Here is a 17,551-nt window from a genome sequence, read left to right as displayed (position 1 = left end):
TGACACATGACGACGAACCCCATCATCACGTCATCCGTACGCCTCGACGACCTCATCGCCGCCATCAAGAAGGTCCACGCCGAGCCCCTCGAACAGCTTGAGGACGCGGTGATCGCCGCCGATCACCTCGGTGAGGTCGCCGACCATCTGATCGGCCACTTCGTGGACCAGGCCCGCCGCTCGGGCGCCTCCTGGACGGACATCGGCAAGAGCATGGGGGTGACCCGGCAGGCGGCGCAGAAGCGGTTCGTGCCCAAGGAGGGCGGGGACGCCGGCGCGAACCAGGACTTCAGCCGGTTCACGCCACGCGCGCGGAACGTGGTGATGGCCGCCCACAACGAGGCCGTCGCCGCCCACAACGCCGAGGGCCGCCCCGAGCACCTGGTCCTCGGCCTGCTGGCGGAACCGGAGGGGCTGGCCGCGAAGGCGATCGTCGCGCAGGACGTCCTCCTCGACACCGTCCGCCAGGCCGCCACCGCCGCGCTCCCGCCGGCCGCGGAGAACGCCCCGGAGCTGGTGCCCTACGGCGCCGACGCCAAGAAGGTCCTGGAACTCACCTTCCGCGAGGCCCTGCGCCTGGGCCACAACTACGTCGGCACCGAGCACATGCTGCTGGCGCTGCTGGAGTTCGAGAACGGCGAAGGAGTGCTGTCGGGTCTCGGGATCGGCAAGCCGGCCGCGGAGGAGTACCTCACCGAGGCGCTCGCCAAGATCCAGAAGCCGACGCAGCAGGGCTGACCCTCGTTGCCGGTACGGCGACAGGGCTGACCGTCATAGTCGACGCGACAGGGCTGAGCCTCGTTGTCAGACCCTCCTGCGACACTCGCAACCATGACCGACCGCTGGGCGCTCGCTCCGGCCGAGGGCGGTGGCGCGGAGGTCGCCCCCCTCGGTGACGACGGGCTGCCCGTGGGGCCGGTGGTGCGGGAGCCGGATCTGGCGGCGGCCGTGCGGGGGCGGCCGGAGGTCACGCGGTGGGTGTGGCGGTCCACCGCCGAGGTGTACCCGCGGCTGCTCGCCACGGGGGTGCGGGTAGAGCGGTGCTACGACATCGAGGACGCGGAGACCCTGCTGCTCGGCCATGCCGGGCGGTACGGCGAACCCCGGTCGGCCGCCGCCGCGCTCGCCCGGCTGCGCGGCGGCCCCGTACCGCCCGATCCGCCGCTGCGCTCCGCCGAACCCGGCTCCCAGTCCTCCCTCTTCGAGCCCCAGGCCGTCCACCTCCCCCTCACCGACCTCCTGGAGGTCTACGCCGACCAGCTGCGCCGCCAGGACGCCACCGCGCACCCCGACCGGATGCGGCTGCTGATCACCGCCGAGTCGGCCGGGATGCTGGTGGCCGCCGAGATGAACCGCGCCGGACTGCCGTGGAGCGCCGACGTCCACCGGGCGGTGCTGCACGAGCTGCTGGGCGACCGGTACGCCGGTGGCGGTGAGCCCCGGCGGCTCGCCGAGCTCGCCGACGAGGTGTCCGCCGCGTTCGGCCGCCGGGTCCGGCCCGACCTGCCCGCCGACGTCGTCAAGGCCTTCGCGCAGGCCGGCATCAAGGTCGCCTCGACCCGTCGCTGGGAGCTGGAGACCGTCGACCACCCGGCCGTGAAGCCCCTCATCGAGTACAAGAAGCTGTACCGCATCTGGGTGGCCCACGGCTGGTCCTGGCTCCAGGACTGGGTGCGGGAAGGCCGCTTCCGCCCGGAGTTCCTCTGCCACGGAACCGTCACCGGCCGCTGGGTCACCAACGGCGGCGGCGCCCTCCAGATCCCCAAGGTGATACGCCGTGCGGTCGTCGCCGACCCCGGCTGGCGGCTGGTCGTCGCCGACGCCGACCAGATGGAACCGCGCGTGCTCGCCGCCATCTCCCGCGACCCCGGTCTGATGGAGGTGGCCGGCCGGGAGAGCGACCTCTACCAGTCCGTCTCCGACCGCGCCTTCTCCGGCGACCGCGACCAGGCCAAGATCGCGGTGCTGGGTGCCGTGTACGGCCAGACCTCCGGGGACGGCCTGAAGAACCTCGCCGCGCTGCGCCGCCGCTTCCCCAAGGCGGTGGCGTACGTCGACGAGGCGGCCCGCGCGGGCGAGGAGGGGCGGCTCGTACGGACCTGGCTCGGCCGCACCTGCCCGCCCGCGGCCGGCTCGGGCGAGGACGGCGCCGACGAGGCCGGCATTCCCCAGGAGGACGACGGCTGGGTGCCGGGCTACGCCTCCACCAACGCCCGCGCCCGCGGCCGCTTCGCCCGTAACTTCGTCGTCCAGGGCAGCGCCGCCGACTGGACCCTGCTGCTGCTCGCGGCCCTGCGGCGGACCTGCGCGGACATGGCGGCCGAGCTGGTCTTCTTCCAGCACGACGAGGTGATCGTGCACTGCCCAGAGGAGGAGGCCGAGCAGGTCGTCGCCGCCATTCGGGAGGCCGCGGCGCTGGCCGCCCGGCTGACGTTCGGCGAGACGCCGGTGCGGTTCCCGTTCACGACGTCGGTGGTGGAGTGCTATGCCGACGCCAAGTAGCCGCCCGCCCCGGTCAGCTTGCGAGCAGCTCCCTGAGCTCGGCCAGGACCTCCTTCTTGTCCGTGCCGTCCAGCGCGGCCAGCGCGACGCGCCACTGCTCCCGCGCCTCGGCCGGCCGCCCCGTCTCCCGCAGCAGCAGCCCGTACTGATGGCGGGCGAGCCCGCCGGTGTACCCGTCGGCGCGGGCGTCCGCGCGGCGCAGCAGCTCGGTGCACTCGCTCTCGCACGGCCCGGTCCGGCCGAGCAGCCGCAGCGCGCGCACCAGCCCGAGCCGGGACTGGGACTCCCCGTGCCAGTCGCTGTGCCCGCCGAGCATGCTCAGGCTCTCCTCGAAGTGCGGTACGGCGGCGGCCGGTTCACCGAGGGCGAGATACGCGTAGCCGATGTTGCAGAGCGCGGAGTGGGCCACGATGACGTTGCCGATCTCGTTGCCGATCGCGAGCGAGCGCCGGTGGTACTCGATGGCGGCCCGCGGGTCGGTGTGCTCGTAGAGGTTGCCGAGATGGCCGTACGCCACCGCGTCGCCCCACGGATCGTCCAACTGTGGTGACAGCTCCAGACATTGGAGCAGCGCCTGCTCGCACTCGGCGTACCGGCCGAGGCTCTCCAGCAGCAGGCCCTGGTTGCCGAGGCAGCGCCGGACCCGGGAGATCATGCCGAGCCGCCGCCACAGCACGATGGCCTGTTCCATGAACGCGAGGGACTCGCCGTGCCGGCCGGCGAGGAAGTGCATCCCGGCGAGGTCGCTCAGCGCGTAGGCCTCGGCCACCTCGTCGCCCAGGCGGCGCGCCAGCTGGAGCGCCACCTGGCCGAGCACCTCCATCTCGGAGACCCGGCCGCCGCGTTGGAGGCAGGGGAAGATGAGCCGCAGCAGCGTGGAGACATGGGCGGCGGTGCGCTCGTCGGAGGCGTCCGCGTACCGCTCGGCGAGCGCGACGATGTTCTCCAGCTCCGCCGTGCTCCAGGCGAAGGCCTCCTCGGAGCCGGCGAAGGGCGGCACGGACCGGACGTGCGCCGTGTGCTCGGGGGGTTGCGTCGGGGTCGGGCGACGCCGGTCCTCCTGGTCGAAGCCGGGCACGACGGTCTCGGTGAGGACGCGTTCGGCGACGGCCGTGTACCAGCGCACACCGGTGCGGGCGACGTCGGCGGCCTGTCCGCTGCCGGCGAGTTCGCGGGCGAAGTCGCGGACCAGGTCGTGCGGGGCGTAGCGGCCGTACGCCGTCTCCTCCAGCAGCGCCACCTCGACGAGCCGGTCCAGGGCCTCCTCCGCGCGATCGGTGTCGGTGCCGAGGAGCCGGGCGACGAGCGGGACGCCGTACGTGGGCAGGTCCAGGGCGCCCAGGCGGCGCAGCGCGAGGGCGGCGTCGCGGTCGGAGCGGCGGCCCGAGGCGGCGAGCGCGTCATGGGCGACGGCCAGGGAGCGGCGTACGGACAGGTCGTCGTACTCCAGCCGCTGCAACCTGCTCTCCGTGGCGGCGAGTTGATCGGCGAGCACGTCCGGGGTGAGGGCACGGCGGGCGGCCAGGCGGGCGCCGACGATGCGCAGGGCGAGGGGGAGGCGGCCGGTGAGTTCGACGAGGGGGTGGGTGGCGTCGATGCGGTCGTCGCCGTCGCCGTCACCGGCATCGGGGCCGGGGTCTCGGCCTGACGCCGCCCGCAGCAGTGCCGCGCTTTCCTCCGCCGACAGGGGTTCGAGCGGGAAGCGGCGGGCGCCGTCGAGCGCGGCCAGCGGGGAGCGGCTGGTGACGATCACCGCGCAGCCGGGGCCGGCCGGCAGCAACCGCCGCACTTGCGCGGCGTTCTCGGCGTCGTCCAGCACCATCAGGGTGCGGGTCGGGGCGAGCATCGAGCGCAGCAACGCGGCCGCCGCGTCGGGGTGTTCCGGGATGGAACGGGGGTCGGCACCGAGGTCCCGCAGCAGCGCGGTGAGCGCCTGGGCCGAGGTGAGGGGGGTCATGCCGGGGGTGGCGCCGTGCAGGTTGACGTACAACTGCCCGTCGGGAAAGCGGTCCCGCAGGGCGTGCGCGGTGTGCAGGGCGAGAGCGCTCTTGCCTACACCGGCTGTGCCGCTGATGACGGCGATGGGGGTGTAGGGGGCGGCGGGGGGAGGGGTGTGTGCGGGGTTGTGGGGCGAGTTGTGGGGCGATGTGCGCGGGGAGTTGTAGGGAGAGTTGTGGGGGGTGAGGGTCTGGCGGAGGTCGTCGAGGTGGGTGGTGCGGCCGGTGAAGTGGGGTGGGGGTGGGGGGAGTTGGGCGGGGCGAGGTAGGGGGGTCGGGGGCGCGGGTGCCGGGGGTGGGGTGGCGGACGGGGGCGAGGACGGGGCAGGGGTCGAGGGCGAGGCGGAGGTCAGGGCCGAGGGCGGAGCGGGGGTCGAGGGCAGGACGGGGGTCGGGGCTGCTTCTGTGGCTGCGACTGCTGTGGCGGCAGCGGAACCGGCGGTTGGGGTTACGGCGGCCGAGGTGCCGGCGGTTGGGGTGGCGGCAGCCGGGGGCGGAGCGGTCGGTGCGGCGCCGGGTGCCGCGGACGTGGCGAGCGGGGCCGACGCCCTTCCCGCCGCGCCCACCGAACCGTCGGCCGTGTCCGCAGACCAGCCGACCGTGCCCACCGTCCCGTCGGCCGGATCCGGCGCCCCTTCCACGCTGCCCGGCACCCCAGCCGCGCTGCCCGGCGTCGCGTCGGCCGTGTCCACAGACCAACCGGCCGTGCCCACCGCCCCGTCGGCCGTGCCCACCGCCCCGTCGGCCGTGCCCGGCGCCTCTACCACGCTGCCCGGCGTCCCTGCCGACGTGCCCGACGCCCCAGCCGCCCTGCCCGCCGCCCCAGCCGAGGAACCCGGCGTCCTGGCCCAAGTACCCCCCGCCCCCAACTCCCCCCGCAGCACCTCAACATGCGCCTCCCGCACCCCCGCCCCCGGCTCCACGCCGAGTTCCTCGATGAGGTGGGTGCGCAGGTCGCGGTGGACGGCGAGGGCCTCGGCCTGGCGGCCCGTGCGGTGGAGGGCCAGCATCAGCTGGCGGTGGAAGGCCTCACGCAGCGGATGTTCGGCGGCGAGCGCGGTCAACTCCGGTACGGCGGCGTCGAGCCGGCCGCCACCGACGGCGAGCTCGGCGTCGTACCGCCACTCCAGGAGCAGCAGCCGGGCCTCCCCCAGCCGCTGCACGAAGGCGTATCCGCCCAGCTCGGGCGGGAGCCCGGCGAGCGGGGTGCCGCGCCACAGCGTGAGCGCCGCGGTGCTCGCGCGCAGGGTGCGCTCCCAGTCCCGCCCGGCGTGCGCGGCGCGGGTCTCGGCGGTCAGGGACTCGAAGACATGGACGTCGAGTTCGCCCTGCTCGACCCGGAGCAGATAGCCGGGCGGCACGGCCCGCAGCCGGTCGGGGTCGTCGAGCAGCCGGCGCAGCCGGGTGACGTGGTTGTGCAGGGAGGCCTGCGCGGAGGCGGGCGGCGACCCGCCCCACAGGGCGTCCTTGAGCGCGTCGACGGAGACGGTACGGCCGGCCTCCAGCAGCAGCGCGGCCAGCAGCACCCGCACCTTGGGGCTGCTGACGACACGGGCGGCGGGGTGGTCGGCGCCGCCGTCGACGTCGTACAGGACCGGCGGCCCCAGGAGTCCGAAGCGCAGCTCGCACCGCTTCACACCGACCCACTGCCTTCCGACGCGCTGTACCTGGCGAAATCTCGCCGTTGGCGACATGTTAGCGATCCGTTGGTGACGCCTGATGTGATCATTCCATCGGATCTGGCCCGAGGGTGCGCGCGTCTGACGCGTTACTCGGGGGAGTGTCGCCGTCGCGGCCGGATCCGGGGATGTGACAGGACCCCGGTCGTCGGAGGTGAACGACCGGGGTCCTCGTCCGTTTCCGGGCACCGTCGGCTCAGATGACGGGCGGCCGCCCCAGCCGGGTCAGCCGCCACACCGTCCGCCAGCGCATCGGCCGCCGCTCCCCCGCCGACTCCCGCAGCCCCTCCGCGAACCCGCCGAACCAGGCGCGCAGTCCGGCCCCGGACCGGTTCCGTGCGACGGTCAGCAGCATCCACACGCCGAGGTGGACGGGGATCAGCGGCAGCGGCAGTCGGCGCCGGGCCAGCCACACGCGGTTGCGGGCGTTGACCCGGTAGTAGACGGCGTGCCGGGCGGGCGAGGTCTTCGGGTGCTGGAGCAGCAGCTCGGGGGCGTACAGGATGCGCCAGCCGGCGTCGGCGGCGCGCCACGCCAGGTCGGACTCCTCGTGCGCGAAGAAGAACCGCGCGGGCCAGTCCCCGATCTGGTCGAGCATGGCCATGCGGAAGCCGTGTCCGCCGCCGAGGAAGCCGGTGACGTACCCGCCGCGCAGTGGATCGGCGGAGCCGAGGCGGGGCACGTGCCGCTGCTGGGTCTCGCCGTGCTCGTCGGCGATCCGGAAGCCGACGATGCCGAGCCGGTCGTCGGCCGCGAACAGCTCGCCGACCCGCCGCAGGACGTCGGCGTCGACGAGCAGCCCGTCGTCGTCCAGTTCGACGACGACGTCGACGTCCCCGAACTCCCGCAGCCGGGCCAGCCCGACGTTGCGTCCGCCCGGGCAGCCGAGGTTCTCCTCCAGTTCCACGACGGTGACCTCGCCGGGCAGGGACAGCCGCTCGGCGAACTCCGGCAGCCGGCAGCCGTTGCCGACGATCACGATCCGGGTGGGCGGGACGTCCTGCTTGGCCACGGACTCCAGCAGGGCGTCGACCTCGGCGGGCCGGTTCCCCATGGTCACGACGGCCACGGCGACACGCGGCGCCCGCGCTGCCTCCTCCATGCCCTCACCTCATCCCGGCTCTCAAGTACCGCCGCGATGCTAGTGGTTCACGGTAAGGACTTCTCGACGACTCCTCAGGTACGCGGCCGAGTCCGCCGTTCCGCGCCCCGGTTCTCCTTCCTCCGGACGAATTTCAGCCCCGACCAGTCCTCCCCCAGCGCCGCCACCTTCACATCGACGACGCCGAGCGGGAGGAAGAGCTCCCGCAGGTCGTTCTCGGTGATGTCGCTGACATGCCCGGCTGCCTTGCGGGGCCAGGCGATCCAGAGCATGGCGTCGTCGGCGAGGTCCCGGACCAGCGCCGCCGCCTCGGCCGCGAGCCGGGCACGCTCCCGGTGGAAGGCGACGGTGACGTCCATCCCGCGCGGGCCGCCGACGACAGGGGAACACCCGTCGGGCAGCCCGGGGATGTCCCACCCTTCGGGCGCGTGCCGCAGCCCCACCCGCTGTCCGCCCTTGAGCCCGATCTTCCGGGCGAGCGGGGTACCGGAGTAGCCACTCGTCATGTCTCTCTCCCTCGCACTCCTTCCCCCCCATCATGGCGCGCGTGACCCATGTCACATGGCGGGGGTGCATAGCGGGACCGGGCCCGACGTCCTTATCAAGGGTGTGAGGGAGGGGCGACGCTGATGAGGCAGGGACGGTCCGACGCGTTCGACCGGTTCGTGGCGAACCGGTGGCCGGCCTTGCTGCATCTGGCGCGGCTGCTCACCGGCGGCGACCGGCACCGGGCCGAGGACCTGTTGCAGGAGGCGCTGGTCAAGCTCTGGTTCGCCTGGCCACGGGTGGCCGACCAGGCGCCCGAGGCCTACGTGCGCAAGATCCTGGCCCGCGCCGCGGCCCGCTCGGCGCGGCGCCGCTGGTGGGGCGAGCAGCCCACGGACCCGCTCGACCGGCTGCCCGACGCGCCCGAGCCGGCGGACGAGACCGCCGCCGTGGACGAACGGACCCGTCTGGAGGCCGTGTTGGCGCAGCTCCCGGCACGTCAGCGGGCCGCGGTGGTGCTGCGCTACTACCAGGACCTGCCCGAGCAGCAGGTGGCCGAGGTGCTGGGCTGCCCGGTGGGAACGGCCCGCTCGCTCACGGCACGGGGCGTCGGACGGCTGCGGCGGCTGATGGCGGAGACGGCCGAGCCCGTGTCGTCGTCGACCGAGTGAAGGCCACCGGGTGAAGGCCACTGAGTGAGGGCCACTGAGTGAAGGCCACTGAGTGAAGGCCACTGAGTGAAGGCCACCGAGTGAAGGGCGGGGTGAAGAAGGAGCCATGGACCACTTCGAACAGGAACTGGCGCGCATGATGCGCCACAACGGTGCCCCGGAAGAGGGGTACGAGGACCGGCACCGCCGACGCCTGTACGCCGGCGTCCGCGCCCGGCAGCGCACACGGCGGGCCTGGCTGGCCACCGGTTCGGCGCTGACGATCGCGGCGCTCGGCGCCGTACTGATGACCCTGCCGAACTCCTTCGCCCAGAACGGCCCCGGCCCGCACACCCCACGCCCCGCGACCTCCGCCGAGCCCCTCCCGACCCGCTCGACGGCGGACGGCGCCCCGATACCGGCCCTCACGTCGAGCAGGACAGCCGTCCCTGTGGCGTCACCGCGCGGCGGAACCCGTACGACGTGATCGACGAGAACACGCCCACGGTCGCGGCGCCGCACCACGCAAGACGCGCCCCCTCCCCACCCCCGTGGGAACAACGCCTACGCCGCTTCGGATACACGCCCCGCCCGCACACCCCCCTCCGGGACCGCCTGACCGCCCCCTTCCCCCAGCCCTTCGCACGCTGGTCGGGCTGGGCCGGCCCCCTGCTGGTGGCGACCCTGGCCGGCGTGCTGCGCTTCTGGCGCCTGGGCGACCCGCACACTCTCGTCTTCGACGAGACGTACTACGCCAAGGACGCCTGGTCGCTCCTGCACCTCGGTTACGAGGGCACGTGGCCGGACCGCAAGATCGCCGACCCGCAGATCCTGGCCGACCCGCAGGTGATCCCGCTCTCCGACCCCGGGGTGTTCGTCGCGCATCCGCCCGGGGGCAAGTGGGTGATCGCGCTGGGCGAGTGGATGTTCGGCCTGGACCCGTTCGGCTGGCGCTTCATGACGGCGCTGCTCGGCACGCTGTCGGTGCTGATGCTGTGCCGTATCGGCCGCCGCCTGTTCCGCTCGACCCTGCTGGGCTGTCTGGCCGGGACCCTGATGGCGCTGGACGGCCTGCACTACGTCATGAGCCGCACCGCACTGCTCGACCTGGTCGTCATGTTCTTCGCGCTGGCGGCGTTCGGCTGCCTGCTGATCGACAGGGACCGGGCACGGGCGAGGCTCGCCTCGTCCCTGCCGCCCACCGACCCGACCGGCCCCATACGCCCGCACTCCCCCACCGCGACCCGCGCGGGCACCGGACCGCGCCCCTGGCGCCTCGCGGCCGGCGTCTGCCTCGGCCTGGCGTCCTCGGCCAAGTGGAACGGCCTGTACTTCCTGGCGTTCTTCGTGGCCCTGACCCTGTTGTGGGACGTGGGCGCCCGCCGCATGGCCGGAGCACGCCACCCCTACCGCGCGGTCGTCCGCAAGGACCTCGGCTGGTCGCTGCTCTCCCTGGTCCCGGTGGCCACGGTGACCTACCTGGCCACCTGGACGGGCTGGTTCCGCTCCTCCGACGGCTACGACCGCCACTGGGCCGACGGACGCGGCGGCCCCTGGTCCTGGATACCGGCCCCCTTGCGCAGCCTGTGGCACTACGAGCATGACGTCTACCAGTTCAACGTGAACCTGGACGCGTACCACAAGTACAAGTCGAACCCCTGGAGTTGGCTGGTCCTGGGCCGCCCGGTCCTCTTCCACTACGAGTCCCCGAAGCCGGGCTCGACCGGCTGCCACACCCCGACGAACTGCTCCCAGACGATCCTGGCCCTGGGCACCCCGGCCCTGTGGTGGACGGCCTGCGCCGCCCTCGCCTACCTGCTCTACCGCTGGGCGCTGCGCCGCGACTGGCGAGCCGGCGCGATCCTCTGCGGGGCGGCCGCCGGCTACCTCCCCTGGTTCCTCTACCAGGACCGCACGATCTTCTCCTTCTACGCGGTGGTCCTGGTCCCCTACGTCTGCCTGGCGGTCACGATGCTGCTGGCGGCCCTCCTGGGCCCACCGGACGCGCCGGGCACCCGCCGCGTCCGGGGCGCGGTGGCGGCCGGCGTGATCGTCCTGCTCATCGCCTGGAACTTCATCTACTTCTTCCCGATCTACACGGCCCAGACGATCCCGTACGCGGACTGGCAGGCACGGATGTGGCTGGACTCATGGATCTGACCCGAAACCCCGCCATGCGGGTCGCAGCAGTCCGCCAGAAGTCGATCGCCGAGAACGACACGAGCATGGAGGCCGGTGCGCGAAATACCCTCGGTAACACCAGCCTGCTCCTCCGGCGGCCCGCTCCACGGACGCGATCCGCCCGTCGCCGTCAGCGAAGCGGACGCCGCCGGGCGCGCCGGGACAGCCGCACGGCGACCACGGCCACATCGGCCACGAGCACCAAGATGCCGACGATCAGCAGATAGCCCAGACCTTCGGCCGCCACACCGATGATTCCCAGGACGACGGCGACAAGGACGAACAGGAGAAAGTACGCCACGGCTTGGACACCTCCCTTGGACCGTGCCGTCGCTCAGCGGCGTGCGAGCTTTCGCTCGCCGTTCGCGCCCGGCTGGTACGTCATCCCGTAGTGCCGGAAGATCGCTTCCTCCTGCTCGGCGGGCAGGACGTCGTCCGTGCCGATCGAAGGAGCCTTCCTGACCAGGCTCCTGGTGTAGGCGATCTTCACGTAGCCCGGCCCCAGGAGTGCGTCGTCGACGGGCACGAAGACCAGGCGCCGACGGGTCGGCAGCCCGGTCCGTACGGTGGCCACAGCCGGTTCGTCGGTGGTGGTGTCCACGTAGACCGCTTCGAGCACGCCGATCTTGTGCCCCTTCGGGTCGACGACGTCATGGGTGCGCCACTCGCGGATGTCGACTGCCTGGATCATGCGCTGTCCCTCCTGAGCGGGACACCGGTCGATGCGGGCCGCTCCCCTGGAAGATCGCGGCCCGGCCCGAACCGGAAGAGCGGCTGTGACAACGACTCCGGCGCAACCACGCCGGAGTCGCCCTTCCGGGCGGCTGCACGTGAGAGTGAGCCAACCCACAATCCAGGGTACTGCGGCCGCCACGGCTCGCGCCCTTGACGGGGTGAAGGCGGAGGCTGGAACCCTGGCGGCGGTTCCGATCTCCGGGACATCGCCGGTGCGGCCCGGTCACGTGCTGTCCGGGGGTGCACAGCCCCGGGTCCCGGCCGATCTGCGTGACCCGCCAGCGCGGCGATCCGGTCGAAGGCTCCGTCGGGCGGGGTGTCCAGGCGGCTATCCGGGCCGTTGGGTCCGGTCGTTGTGCGCGAGGCCGTCCGGATGCTGTGGCGTGCGCTCTCCGAGGGACAGAAGCAGGACGCACAGGACGGTCGGGGCGCGGTGGACCTGTCCCGCCTCCTGCCAGCCCCACGCCTCCAAGGCGGCACGGGCCGAGCGGTCGGACCGGTCCAGCAAGGTGACACCGAGCGAAGCCTGGTGGTCGGCGAGCAGGCGCTCCTGGAGCCGGCGGGCGAGCCCGCGGGCGTACTGGTGCGGATGGACGACGGTCTCGAGGATCGCGAAGACGTGTCCGGACGCGGTCAGTTGCTCCAGGTTCTGGGGCAGCGGACCGTCGAACCCCTGCCACCAGGAGCCGTCACGTGGCACGGGGATTCCGAAGACACAGCCGGTCAGGGACCGGGCCTCGGCGACCAGCATGTCGAAGCCCGGCAGTTTCACGCCGTCCGCCAGACGGCGCAGGAACTCCTGCCGGCCATGGAACTCCGCGCCCGGCGGGGTGGTGGTGGACTCCACGTACAGATCCGCCAGGTCCTCTCGCAGGCCCTCGGCCTGCCAGCGGTTCAGCCGGCGCAGCCGCACCGTGTCCATGGCGGACGGCTCCGGGCCTTCGGGTTCGTGGGGTTGCCGCGGAGTGCGCATGGGCGCCTCGGTTCAGGAGACCGGCGGATGGGCGGGAGTGCCATCGTGGCCGATGTGCGGTGCGGCGCCGGGGTCCGGGACGTCTGTTCGCCAGCATAGCCCCGGATCGGCGCCGCTCCGGGGCCAGTTGGGGGCGCGGGGCCACTGTGGCCCGGGCGGCGGGTCGGCCGACCGCCAGGTCGTTCAGGCACGACCGGCGTTGACACGAGACGAGCACCCTTACGTCAGGCCCTGTTCCGCCGCTCCTGAATCTGCTCTAGGCTGCACGCGGGGAACGAAGGACTGCGACCGTTTCAGGTACCAGCAAGTCTCCCCATCCAGGCTCCCAGCCCCCGAGTCGGAAACCAGGCACGGCCGGAGCCGACTCGCCGGACAGCGCGGCTCCAGCCCCGGTCCTCCCGGCATTTTCCAGACGGGGTGTTCCCATCAGTCCCGCCGCCGCGGAGGACAACGCGCGAGGACATGGCGGAGGGGGGCCTCCCGTCCTCGCGCTCCGGACGGCCGCCGCCGTCGTGCGGCGGCGGCTGTCCGGCCCACGGTTCCGGGCGCGGGAGCGGCGTGCCGATGCGCGTCGCCTGCGGCGCGGTGTGCGTCAGGACCCCAGCCCGGCTAGGGGTTCCGAGCCGTCGACGAAAGCGCGGGCCACGTCGGCCAGGCGGCGGTTGTGGGAACGGGCGTAGCTGCGCAGCGCACTGAACGCCTGCTCCATGTCGACGCCCTGGCGTTCGGCGAGCTTCCCCTTGGCCTGTTCGATCAGCACCCGGCTGTTCAGCGCCGTCTGCAACTGCTCGTTCAGCACGGTGCTGCGCTGGGCGGTGCGTTGTTGCAGCAGGCTGATGGTGGCGACGTCGGCCAGCGCCTGGGCGACGAGGGTGGCGGCCGGGTCGAAGGGGCCGGGCGCGGCACGGAAGAGGTTCAGGGCGCCTACGGTCTCCTCGCGCAGGCGCATGGGCAGGGCCTGGACGGCCCCGAATCCACTGCGGTGGGCCGCGGTGACGAAGCGCGGCCAGCGGTCGATCTCCCGGGTCAGGTCGGGGATGATCACCGGTGCGCCGGTGCGGAAGCACGTGAGACAGGGGCCTTGGTCGTTCTGGAGCTGGAAGAGCTCCAGCACACGCACCTGTTCGTCGGAGGCGGCCATGACGCGGAGCTTGCCGTCCCGGTCGGCGAGCAGGACCCCGGCGGCGCTCGCGTCGAGCATGCCGACGCAGCGGTCGGTCAGCAGGCGCAGGAAGTCCATGAGGTCGAAGTCGGCGACCAGGTTGTCGGCCAGCTCGACGAAGGTCTTGGCCAGAAGTTGTTGATCCATCGTGAGCACCCTCGATTGAGACTAGTCCCGGCCTGAAGGGGCGGGAAGTACGGCACGTTCCTCGGCCGGCACCCATGCGTCAGGTTTCCTCCACGGCCTGGTCCGGCTCCGCGTCCGGTGGGAAGCGAAGCCGACAGGCCACGACGTCCGCGGCCACGTCGGCGAGCCGGCGTCCCTGTGCGTAGGCGTAGGCGCGGAGCCGGACGAAGGCTTCCTCGATGCCGACGCCGAGCTGAACCGTGAGCATCCCGCTGGCCTGGTCGATCTCCGCCCGGTAGGCGCCCAGGTCCTCGAGGGGATCCCCGCGCGGCCCGCCCGTCGCGTCGATGCGCGCGTCGAGCAGCACCAGAGTGGCGAGATCGGCGAACGCCAGCGCGTCCGCCAGTTCCTCCGCGCTCAACCGGACCGGGACGTGGGCGTACAGGTCCAGAACTCCCGGGCTGATCGCGCCCATCTGAAGAGGAAGCGCGAAGACCGCGCGGGCCCCGGCTTCCAGGGCCGCCTCGGCGAACACCATCCAGCGGTCCTGCAGGTCACGGGTGAGCAGATCGGGTGTCAGGACGGCCGAGCCGTGCAGGAAGGCGTCCACACAGGGCCCCTCGCCCAGCGTGAGCTGGAGCTCTTCCAGCTGCTCGCTGACGGTGTCGGTGCTGCACAGCGGGTGGCTCGGCGCGGCCCTGGACATCGCCGACAGCCCGGCCCCGCCGACCGGCAGCGCGGCCACGGCCGCGGTGCACACGTCCACCACACCGACCCGGGCACCGCGCCGGGCCGCCTGCTCGGCCACCAGCAGCTGGATGCGTGCCGACCTGCTCTCAGGGCCCACCCGGGCCACCTCCGTCCACCAAGGTGGCGCCGAGCGACGCCTGGTGGTCGGTCAGCAGCCGCTTCTGCACACGACGGGCGAGTTCCCGGTCCTGCGGGTGCGGGCGGATCAGGATGTCACCGAACGCGAAGGCCCTGCCGGACACCGCGAGTTGCCCGACGCCGCGCGGCAGCACGCCGTCGAAGCCGAGCCACCACGAGCCGTCGCCGCGCACCGGGAATCCGAAGGCGCATCCCATCAGGCCGTCCGACTCGGCGTTCAGGAAGTCCTGGCGGCCGGGACGGCGGCAGGCATTACCCGGCGCCGGTACGCGGGACTCCACGTACAACCCCGCCAGATCCTCGCGCAGGTCCTCCACCAGCCGACGGTTCAGCCGGCGCAGTCGCGCCGGAGCCACGCCCTCCCCCGGCGTCCGTGACTGTCCCCGCCCGGGTCCGGCCGTCATCACACATCGCCCGAGAGAACAGGCGCAGGCGGGACAGACCCGTGTCCGTGCGGCAGGGCTGGAGCCGGGGCGTCGCCGGAAGGAGGCGGCGGGTCGTACGGAGGACCGAGGAGCAGGAAACCGCACCCGGTGAGGCCGACCACAAGGACGAGCATCGGCGGTGGGTGGTGCAGTCGCAGGGTCCCGCCCGCCACCGTGGTCTGCTGCGCGGCGTGCAGGAAGGCGTTGAGGCCGCTGCAATCGCAGAAACTGACGGGGGTGAGGTCGACGTCGATGGTGCGGATGCCGTCCCGCAAGCACTGTTCCAAGGATGCTCGCACCAACGGCACGGATTCGAGGTCGATCTCACCGGCCAGGGTGATCAGCGCCCGTTTCCTTCGGTCATGGCGATACACGGTGAGCTGTGGAAGGGGCATGACGCCTCGGTTCGGAAAACCGTCCGGCAGCGGCCCGGCCGTGCCGGACATCCGGCACCACCTGGCGCGCTCCCGGTGGGGGCGGACGTTCAGCGGGGTCGGAGCGAACGCGGGTGCGACCACCTGTGCGACAGGAAAGAGGCCCACCCGGTTCCCTCCTGGGGTGCGCCGGGTGACGGACTACGAGTCCGCTCCCCGCGCGCTGTGTGTCGAGCAACGACAAGTCGCCGGGGTCTGGGACGTCCGTACAGGAGCTTAGTCCCCGATGGAGTCCGGTGGGGTCCGCTGAGCCGCCTGGTCTCAGCGCCTGGACCGTGGCCGCGATGTGAACGGCGTACGCAGGCATGTCCGACGCGTAGCGCGGTACTGGACAAGCGGCGCGAAACGCGGCGGCCGACGGCCGCCGGGCACGTCAGTCCGTGCACCACCCGAGGAGGTGGCTTCACATGACGGAGCCGAACGGTTCGACCCTGCCCCAACCCGACCCGGGCGAGCCCGGCACCGACCTGGGCACGACACTGCGCACCACCCGCCCCGGGCTCCAGGAACCGCCGGAGACCCGCGGCCGGACGACCATCGCCGACGGGGTGGTGGAGAAGATCGCCGGCATCGCCGCACGGGAGGTCCCGGGAATCCACGCGCTGGGTGGCGGATTCACCCGCACCATGGGCGCGATGCGCGACCGGGTCCCGGGCGGGCATGCGAGCGCGGGGCGTGGCGTCAAGGTCGAGGTCGGTGAGAAGCAGACCGCCATCGATCTCCAGGTCGTCGTCGCATACGGGGTGAGCATCACCGATCTCGCCGCAGAGGTCCGTGAGAACGTGATCGCGGCGGTGGAACGGATGACGGGCCTGGAGGTCGTCGAGGTGAACATCGCGGTCAACGACGTGCACCTGCCGGACGAGGACACGCAGGAGACCCTTGAGGGCCGGGTGCACTGAGGCATTGCCCGGGCCGTCTCCGGACGCGGTCAGAGGGCGGTCAGCGGCGCGCGAGTTGCCGTTCTCCGGCCGCACCGGGCTGGTAAGGCAGTCCGTAGTGCCTGAAGACCGCTTCCTCCTGCTCGGCGGGAAGCACGTCGTCGGTGCCGATCGATGGAGCCTGCTTCACCAGCGTCTTGACATAGCCGACCTTCAGATAGCCCGGCCCGACGATCGCGTCCTCAAGGGGGACGAAGACCAGGCGGTGCCGGGTGGGCAGCCCGGTCCGTACCGTGGCCATGGCCGGCTCGTCGGTGGTGGTGTCCACATAGACCGCCTCCAGGACACCGATCTTGTGCGACTCGGAGTCGATGACATCCCGGGTGCGCCATTCCCGGACGTCGGCTGCATGGATCATGGTCTCTCCCTACCTGGACGACTCATCGGCCGATGAACAGTCGTGCCCTCGGTCCTCCGCGCCGAACCGCCGCAGTGCACGCCGCAGCGCACGCTGCATCCGCTCCGGCAGCGGCTTGCCCTCCCAGGCGGCGACCACGGCCGCGGCCACCTCCGGAAGTCCGGTGTCGCACTGCCGCGAGACGTCGACCAGCAGGTTCCTGGCCGCCCCGCGACCGCAGGGGGTCAGCACCATCACCATTCCGCGGGCCTGGTCGATGACCGCACGGCCGGCCAGCGCCCGCCGCAGCTGATCGTTCTCGGCGCGCAGGGCGACGAGGTCCTGCCCCGCCGACGCGTTCCCCCACGTGGCCTCGGCCCGCAGTTTCCACCAGTCCTCTTGGAGCACGGTTGTGCGTTGCATGGCATGTACCTCTTCACGAGTTCGACGTCTCCCGTCTGGCGGGAGCCGTCCCGGACCGTGCTTGCCTGCCCACTCCCCGGGTCACCTGTGGTGGTCATGGTCCCGACGGTCCTCGCGCCGCCGGCGCGCCCGGTTCTGGCGGCTGTAGCGGCGGTCCCAGCGGTCCTGGCGATCTCGGCGCTCCTGATAGTCCCGGTAGTCCCGGGGCTGCCGGTAGTCCCCGAGATCGGAACCGCCACGGCTTCGGCCTCCGCCACGATCGCGGCCGTGGCGGGTCGCGCCGTAGACCAGCACCGCCGCCGCCACCCACCAGACGGGGTGAAGGAAGCCGAAGCCGAAGAGAACGGCGATGAGGACGAGGAGCAGGACGAACACGGTGGGCCTCCCCGGGAGCAGAACACGGCATCGATACCGGGGACCGGGGCCTCACCCACAGCGTAGTCCTGCCCAACGGTCGCGGATACCGTGCGACGTCACCGCGTCCTGTCCGGCACGAATGGCTGCTTGACA

At 72.6% G+C, this 17,551-nt stretch carries 19 protein-coding genes; 6 read left to right on the top strand and 13 right to left on the bottom strand.

The features are described 5' to 3' along the window. Positions 1 to 6: 6 nt before the first annotated feature. Both EJC51_RS27155 and EJC51_RS27150 read left to right on the top strand, forming a co-directional pair. The gene (locus EJC51_RS27155) at positions 7 to 738 is read left to right on the top strand and encodes a Clp protease N-terminal domain-containing protein (protein WP_126273480.1); all 732 of its coding nucleotides are present in this window, start codon (positions 7 to 9) and stop codon (positions 736 to 738) included. 93 nt (positions 739 to 831) lie between these two features. Next, on the top strand, positions 832 to 2,502 hold the full coding sequence (locus tag EJC51_RS27150; protein ID WP_126273479.1) for a bifunctional 3'-5' exonuclease/DNA polymerase: 1,671 nt from the start codon (positions 832 to 834) through the stop codon (positions 2,500 to 2,502). A gap of 13 nt (positions 2,503 to 2,515) precedes the next feature. On the opposite strand, the gene EJC51_RS27145 is transcribed toward EJC51_RS27150, so the two are convergent. From EJC51_RS27145 to EJC51_RS27135, 3 genes are all read right to left on the bottom strand, one after another. Continuing rightward, the gene (locus EJC51_RS27145) at positions 2,516 to 6,193 is read right to left on the bottom strand and encodes an AfsR/SARP family transcriptional regulator (protein ID WP_425276807.1); all 3,678 of its coding nucleotides are present in this window, start codon (positions 6,191 to 6,193) and stop codon (positions 2,516 to 2,518) included. Positions 6,194 to 6,374: 181 nt separating this feature from the next. Beyond that, entirely contained in the window at positions 6,375 to 7,280 is a 906-nt protein-coding gene (locus EJC51_RS27140) for a glycosyltransferase family 2 protein (protein ID WP_126273478.1), read from the bottom strand. Between the two features lie 74 nt (positions 7,281 to 7,354). Beyond that, positions 7,355 to 7,786 carry a DUF3052 domain-containing protein gene (locus EJC51_RS27135; RefSeq protein ID WP_126273477.1) on the bottom strand — a complete coding sequence of 144 codons (432 nt, stop codon included), beginning with the start codon at positions 7,784 to 7,786 and terminating at the stop codon, positions 7,355 to 7,357. A 123-nt stretch (positions 7,787 to 7,909) separates the two neighbouring features. Between EJC51_RS27135 and EJC51_RS27130 the strand changes: the two genes are divergently transcribed. The 3 genes from EJC51_RS27130 to EJC51_RS27120 all read left to right on the top strand — a co-directional run bounded on the left by EJC51_RS27130 (position 7,910) and on the right by EJC51_RS27120 (position 10,576). Beyond that, complete coding sequence (locus EJC51_RS27130; RefSeq protein WP_126273476.1) at positions 7,910 to 8,437, top strand: SigE family RNA polymerase sigma factor; 528 nt, start codon at positions 7,910 to 7,912, stop codon at positions 8,435 to 8,437. A 106-nt stretch (positions 8,438 to 8,543) separates the two neighbouring features. Beyond that, complete coding sequence (locus EJC51_RS27125) at positions 8,544 to 8,903, top strand: cellulase (RefSeq protein ID WP_126273475.1); 360 nt, start codon at positions 8,544 to 8,546, stop codon at positions 8,901 to 8,903. After that, positions 8,900 to 10,576, top strand: a complete 1,677-nt coding sequence (locus EJC51_RS27120; RefSeq protein ID WP_166682908.1) for a dolichyl-phosphate-mannose--protein mannosyltransferase — start codon at positions 8,900 to 8,902, stop codon at positions 10,574 to 10,576. Before EJC51_RS27125 ends, EJC51_RS27120 begins: the two co-directional genes overlap by 4 nt. A gap of 151 nt (positions 10,577 to 10,727) precedes the next feature. On the opposite strand, the gene EJC51_RS47840 is transcribed toward EJC51_RS27120, so the two are convergent. The 7 genes from EJC51_RS47840 to EJC51_RS27090 all read right to left on the bottom strand — a co-directional run bounded on the left by EJC51_RS47840 (position 10,728) and on the right by EJC51_RS27090 (position 15,301). Continuing rightward, complete coding sequence (locus EJC51_RS47840) at positions 10,728 to 10,898, bottom strand: hypothetical protein (protein WP_165951249.1); 171 nt, start codon at positions 10,896 to 10,898, stop codon at positions 10,728 to 10,730. Between the two features lie 33 nt (positions 10,899 to 10,931). After that, a complete protein-coding gene (locus EJC51_RS27115) occupies positions 10,932 to 11,288 on the bottom strand; it encodes a PRC-barrel domain-containing protein (protein WP_126273474.1) in 357 nt (118 codons plus the stop codon). A 372-nt stretch (positions 11,289 to 11,660) separates the two neighbouring features. Further along, positions 11,661 to 12,305 carry a hypothetical protein gene (locus tag EJC51_RS27110; RefSeq protein ID WP_244362872.1) on the bottom strand — a complete coding sequence of 215 codons (645 nt, stop codon included), beginning with the start codon at positions 12,303 to 12,305 and terminating at the stop codon, positions 11,661 to 11,663. A 592-nt stretch (positions 12,306 to 12,897) separates the two neighbouring features. Beyond that, positions 12,898 to 13,614, bottom strand: coding sequence for a GAF and ANTAR domain-containing protein (locus EJC51_RS27105; RefSeq protein ID WP_126273473.1), 717 nt, complete (start codon positions 13,612 to 13,614; stop codon positions 12,898 to 12,900). A 79-nt stretch (positions 13,615 to 13,693) separates the two neighbouring features. Further along, the gene (locus EJC51_RS27100; RefSeq protein ID WP_244362871.1) at positions 13,694 to 14,440 is read right to left on the bottom strand and encodes an ANTAR domain-containing protein; all 747 of its coding nucleotides are present in this window, start codon (positions 14,438 to 14,440) and stop codon (positions 13,694 to 13,696) included. Then, entirely contained in the window at positions 14,430 to 14,837 is a 408-nt protein-coding gene (locus tag EJC51_RS27095) for a hypothetical protein (RefSeq protein WP_244362870.1), read from the bottom strand. The genes EJC51_RS27100 and EJC51_RS27095 overlap by 11 nt, the downstream gene beginning before the upstream one ends. Before the next feature lie 47 nt (positions 14,838 to 14,884). Further along, positions 14,885 to 15,301 (bottom strand): STAS domain-containing protein, encoded by a 417-nt coding sequence (locus tag EJC51_RS27090; RefSeq protein ID WP_126273472.1) that lies wholly within the window; start codon positions 15,299 to 15,301, stop codon positions 14,885 to 14,887. Positions 15,302 to 15,747: 446 nt separating this feature from the next. Here EJC51_RS27090 and EJC51_RS27085 point away from each other — a divergent pair, with 446 nt between their 5' ends. After that, positions 15,748 to 16,242 carry an Asp23/Gls24 family envelope stress response protein gene (locus tag EJC51_RS27085; RefSeq protein WP_126273471.1) on the top strand — a complete coding sequence of 165 codons (495 nt, stop codon included), beginning with the start codon at positions 15,748 to 15,750 and terminating at the stop codon, positions 16,240 to 16,242. A gap of 40 nt (positions 16,243 to 16,282) precedes the next feature. Here EJC51_RS27085 and EJC51_RS27080 read toward each other — a convergent pair whose 3' ends face one another. The 3 genes from EJC51_RS27080 to EJC51_RS27070 form a co-directional block, all read right to left on the bottom strand. After that, positions 16,283 to 16,639, bottom strand: a complete 357-nt coding sequence (locus EJC51_RS27080) for a PRC-barrel domain-containing protein (RefSeq protein WP_126273470.1) — start codon at positions 16,637 to 16,639, stop codon at positions 16,283 to 16,285. Between the two features lie 9 nt (positions 16,640 to 16,648). Then, the gene (locus EJC51_RS27075; protein WP_126273469.1) at positions 16,649 to 17,041 is read right to left on the bottom strand and encodes an ANTAR domain-containing protein; all 393 of its coding nucleotides are present in this window, start codon (positions 17,039 to 17,041) and stop codon (positions 16,649 to 16,651) included. Between the two features lie 81 nt (positions 17,042 to 17,122). Then, on the bottom strand, positions 17,123 to 17,416 hold the full coding sequence (locus tag EJC51_RS27070) for a hypothetical protein (protein ID WP_126273468.1): 294 nt from the start codon (positions 17,414 to 17,416) through the stop codon (positions 17,123 to 17,125). Positions 17,417 to 17,551 lie beyond the last annotated feature (135 nt).

It is taken from the genome of Streptomyces aquilus, from assembly GCF_003955715.1.
In the GTDB taxonomy this organism is placed as follows: domain Bacteria; phylum Actinomycetota; class Actinomycetes; order Streptomycetales; family Streptomycetaceae; genus Streptomyces; species Streptomyces aquilus.
This window is presented reverse-complemented; position numbering and strand designations above follow the sequence as displayed.

Coding starts and splice junctions, on each gene's coding strand:
- EJC51_RS27155 (WP_126273480.1), top strand. CDS start 7: ATGACGACGAACCCCATCATCACGTCATCCGTACGCCTCGACGACCTC.
- EJC51_RS27150 (WP_126273479.1), top strand. CDS start 832: ATGACCGACCGCTGGGCGCTCGCTCCGGCCGAGGGCGGTGGCGCGGAG.
- EJC51_RS27145 (WP_425276807.1), bottom strand. CDS start 6,193: ATGTCGCCAACGGCGAGATTTCGCCAGGTACAGCGCGTCGGAAGGCAG.
- EJC51_RS27140 (WP_126273478.1), bottom strand. CDS start 7,280: ATGGAGGAGGCAGCGCGGGCGCCGCGTGTCGCCGTGGCCGTCGTGACC.
- EJC51_RS27135 (WP_126273477.1), bottom strand. CDS start 7,786: ATGACGAGTGGCTACTCCGGTACCCCGCTCGCCCGGAAGATCGGGCTC.
- EJC51_RS27130 (WP_126273476.1), top strand. CDS start 7,910: ATGAGGCAGGGACGGTCCGACGCGTTCGACCGGTTCGTGGCGAACCGG.
- EJC51_RS27125 (WP_126273475.1), top strand. CDS start 8,544: ATGGACCACTTCGAACAGGAACTGGCGCGCATGATGCGCCACAACGGT.
- EJC51_RS27115 (WP_126273474.1), bottom strand. CDS start 11,288: ATGATCCAGGCAGTCGACATCCGCGAGTGGCGCACCCATGACGTCGTC.
- EJC51_RS27110 (WP_244362872.1), bottom strand. CDS start 12,305: ATGCGCACTCCGCGGCAACCCCACGAACCCGAAGGCCCGGAGCCGTCC.
- EJC51_RS27105 (WP_126273473.1), bottom strand. CDS start 13,614: ATGGATCAACAACTTCTGGCCAAGACCTTCGTCGAGCTGGCCGACAAC.
- EJC51_RS27090 (WP_126273472.1), bottom strand. CDS start 15,301: ATGCCCCTTCCACAGCTCACCGTGTATCGCCATGACCGAAGGAAACGG.
- EJC51_RS27085 (WP_126273471.1), top strand. CDS start 15,748: ATGACGGAGCCGAACGGTTCGACCCTGCCCCAACCCGACCCGGGCGAG.
- EJC51_RS27080 (WP_126273470.1), bottom strand. CDS start 16,639: ATGATCCATGCAGCCGACGTCCGGGAATGGCGCACCCGGGATGTCATC.
- EJC51_RS27075 (WP_126273469.1), bottom strand. CDS start 17,041: ATGCAACGCACAACCGTGCTCCAAGAGGACTGGTGGAAACTGCGGGCC.